General features: G+C 69.7%; 1 protein-coding gene. It reads left to right on the top strand.

The genetic code is table 11. The features are described 5' to 3' along the window. The first annotated feature begins 20 nt into the window (after nucleotides 1–20). Nucleotides 21–3,074, top strand: a complete 3,054-nt coding sequence (locus tag ACFE7U_RS02170; RefSeq protein ID WP_375408086.1) for a PAS domain S-box protein — start codon at nucleotides 21–23, stop codon at nucleotides 3,072–3,074. The last annotated feature ends 3 nt before the right edge of the window (nucleotides 3,075–3,077 follow it).

Below are 3,077 nucleotides of genomic sequence, written 5' to 3'. Positions count from 1 at the left end.
TGCTCGGCGCCGATCAGCCCATGTTCATCGCCTGGGGACCCGACGGCATCCTGCTCTACAACGATGCCTATGCGGAGATCCTCGGCCGCAGGCACCCGAGCGCATTCGGGCAGCCTTTCCTGAGCGTCTGGCCGGAGATCCGCAACGACCTCATGCCGATCCTCGCGCAGGCTTTCGCAGGGGTCCCGGTCAACAGGGACCACATCGCGCTTCTCGTCGAGCGCAACGGTTTTCCGGAGGAGACGCATTTCGCCTTCTCCTACACGCCCGTGCGCGACGGGACGGGAGGGGTAGCGGGCATCTTCTGCGCCTGCATGGAGACGACCCGGCAGGTCGTGGCGGAGCGCCGGCTGCAGGCGAGCGAGGCACGGCTGCGGCTCGTCCTGGAGGGCGCCAGGGACCACGTGATCTTCACCATCGACGCGGAGGGCCTCATCACGGACTGGTCGGCCGGGGCCGAGGCCGTTCTCGGCTGGAGCGCACGGGAGGCCATCGGACGATCGGCATCGATGATTTTCACGCCCGAGGACCGCGCCGCCGGCATCGACGTGCAGGAGCTGACGACGGCGGCGCGGACGGGCTCTGCGCCCGACGAACGCTGGCACCTGAGGGCCGACGGAACCCGCGTCTTCCTCAACGGCTCGGTCCATCCGCTTCCGGGCGAACAGGGCTTCATCAAGGTAGCCCGCGACGAGACGAAGCGGCGTGCCCAGGCCGACGCCCTGGCCGAGAGCGAGGCGCGGTTTCGCAACATGGCCGACCACGCTCCGGTGATGATGTGGGTGACGGACCCGACGGGCTACTGCACCTACCTCAACCGGCGCTGGCACGAGTTCACCGGGCAGAGCGAGGCCGAGGCGCAGGGATACGGCTGGCTCGACGCCACCCACCCCGACGACAGGGCGCGCGCCGGCGACGCGTTCGGCTCGGCCAATGCCACCCGGTCGCCGTTCCGGGTCGAGTACCGGCTGCGCCGGGCCGACGGCGTCCATCGCTGGGCCATCGACGCGGCGAGCCCGCGCTTTGCCGACGATGGTGCTTTTCTCGGTTATGTCGGCTCGGTCATCGACATCGACGAGCGTTGGGAGGCGGAGGAGCGGCAGCGGGTGAGCGAGGCGCGCGCGCGCAACCTCGCTGCCCAGCAGGCCGCGACGCTCGGTCAGCTCGCGGAGGGGGTCATCGTCACGGACGCCACAGGGCGCATCACCCTCGTCAACGAGGCCGCGGCGCGCATCCATGGGGTCGGCCGCCTCGACATCGCGCCGGGCGAGTACAGCGAGAGCTACCATCTGCTGACGGAGGATGGGCGCCCCTACCCGACGAGCGAGCTTCCGCTGGTCCGCGCGGTGGGTGGCGAGACGGTGAGGGAGGCCCGCTGGCGCATCCGCCGCCCACAGGGCGAAGAGGTGCTGGCGGTCGGGAACGCCCGGCCCGTGCGCGACGAGACCGGCGTGCAGATCGGCGCCGTCCTGACCCTGCGCGACGAGACGGCGCGCGTCGCGGCCGAGGCGGAGCTGCGCGAGTTCAATGCCACGCTGGAGCAGCGGGTCGGGGAGCGCACGCGCGAGCGCGACCGGCTCTGGCGCAACTCCCAGGACTTCCTGGCCGTCATCGACACACGCGGCGTGTTCCGGGCGGTCAACCCGGGGATGACGACGATCCTGGGCTGGACGCCGGACGAGATGCTCGGCCGCACGGTGTTCGACTTTGTCGTTCCCGAGGATGTGGCCTCGACGGAAGGGGCGCTGTCCCACGCCACCCAGGATGCGCTGCCGACCTACGAGAACCGCTACCGGCACAAGGACGGCGGCTACCGCTGGATCTCGTGGGTGGCCGCGCCCGAGGACGATCTCATCTACGCCAGCGGCCGGCATGTCACGGCGGAGAAGGCGGCGGCGGCCGAGCTCTCGACGATGCAGGAGGTCCTGCGTCAGTCGCAGAAGATGGAGGCGGTCGGCCAGCTCACGGGCGGTCTCGCGCACGATTTCAACAACCTGCTCGCCGGCATCTCGGGCAGCCTCGAACTGATGCAGACCCGCATGGCGCAGGGTCGCTTCACCGACATCGATCGCTACCTCAACGCGGCGCAGGGCGCCTCGAAGAGGGCGGCCGCCCTGACCCACAGGCTCCTCGCCTTCTCGCGGCGGCAGACGCTCGACCCCAAGCCCACCAACGTCAACGGCCTCATCGCCGGTATGGAGGATCTGATCCAGCGCACGGTGGGTCCCGGCATCACCGTCGAGGTGGTCGGGTCGGCGGGTTTGTGGCCGGCCCTGGTCGATCCGCCCCAGCTCGAGAATGCGCTCCTGAACCTGTGCATCAACGCCCGCGACGCCATGCCGGACGGGGGTCGCATCACCATCGAGACCGCCAACAAGTGGATGGACGAGCGCATGGCGCGGGACCGCGACCTGCCGCCCGGCCAGTACCTGTCCCTGTGCGTCACCGATACCGGCACCGGCATGACCCCCGAGGTGATCGCGCGGGCCTTCGACCCCTTCTTCACGACGAAGCCGATCGGGCAGGGCACGGGCCTCGGCCTGTCGATGATCTACGGCTTTGCCCGGCAATCGGGAGGGCAGGTGCGGATCTATTCCGAGCTCGACGAGGGCACGACCATGTGCCTGTACCTGCCCCGGCACTATGGGGAGGCGCAGGAGGCGGGCGTGGCATCGGACCTCTCCGAGGCGCCGCGGGCCGAGCAGGGCGAGACGGTGCTCGTCGTCGACGACGAGCCGACCGTGCGGATGCTGGTGACGGAGGTCCTGGAAGATCTCGGCTATACCGCCATCGAAGCCGCTGACGGCGCGGCGGGGCTGAAGGTGCTTCAGTCGAACGTCCGCATCGATCTGCTGGTCACCGATGTCGGCCTTCCCGGCGGGATGAACGGTCGGCAGGTCGCGGATGCGGGACGGGTGGCGCGGCCGGGTCTGAAGGTCCTGTTCATCACGGGCTACGCCGAGAATGCGGTGCTGGGCAACGGACACCTCGAACCGGGCATGCAGGTCCTCACGAAGCCGTTCGTGATGGAGGCCCTCGCGTTGCGCATCAAGGCGTTGATTGCGGGCGAATGAGGG

The sequence above is a fragment of the uncultured Methylobacterium sp. genome (genome assembly GCF_964251405.1).
In the GTDB taxonomy this organism is placed as follows: Bacteria; Pseudomonadota; Alphaproteobacteria; order Rhizobiales; family Beijerinckiaceae; genus Methylobacterium.
The sequence above is the reverse complement of the archived record's forward strand: the minus strand, read 5'-3'. Positions and strand labels throughout refer to the sequence as shown.

Coding starts and splice junctions, on each gene's coding strand:
- ACFE7U_RS02170 (WP_375408086.1), top strand. CDS start 21: ATGTTCATCGCCTGGGGACCCGACGGCATCCTGCTCTACAACGATGCC.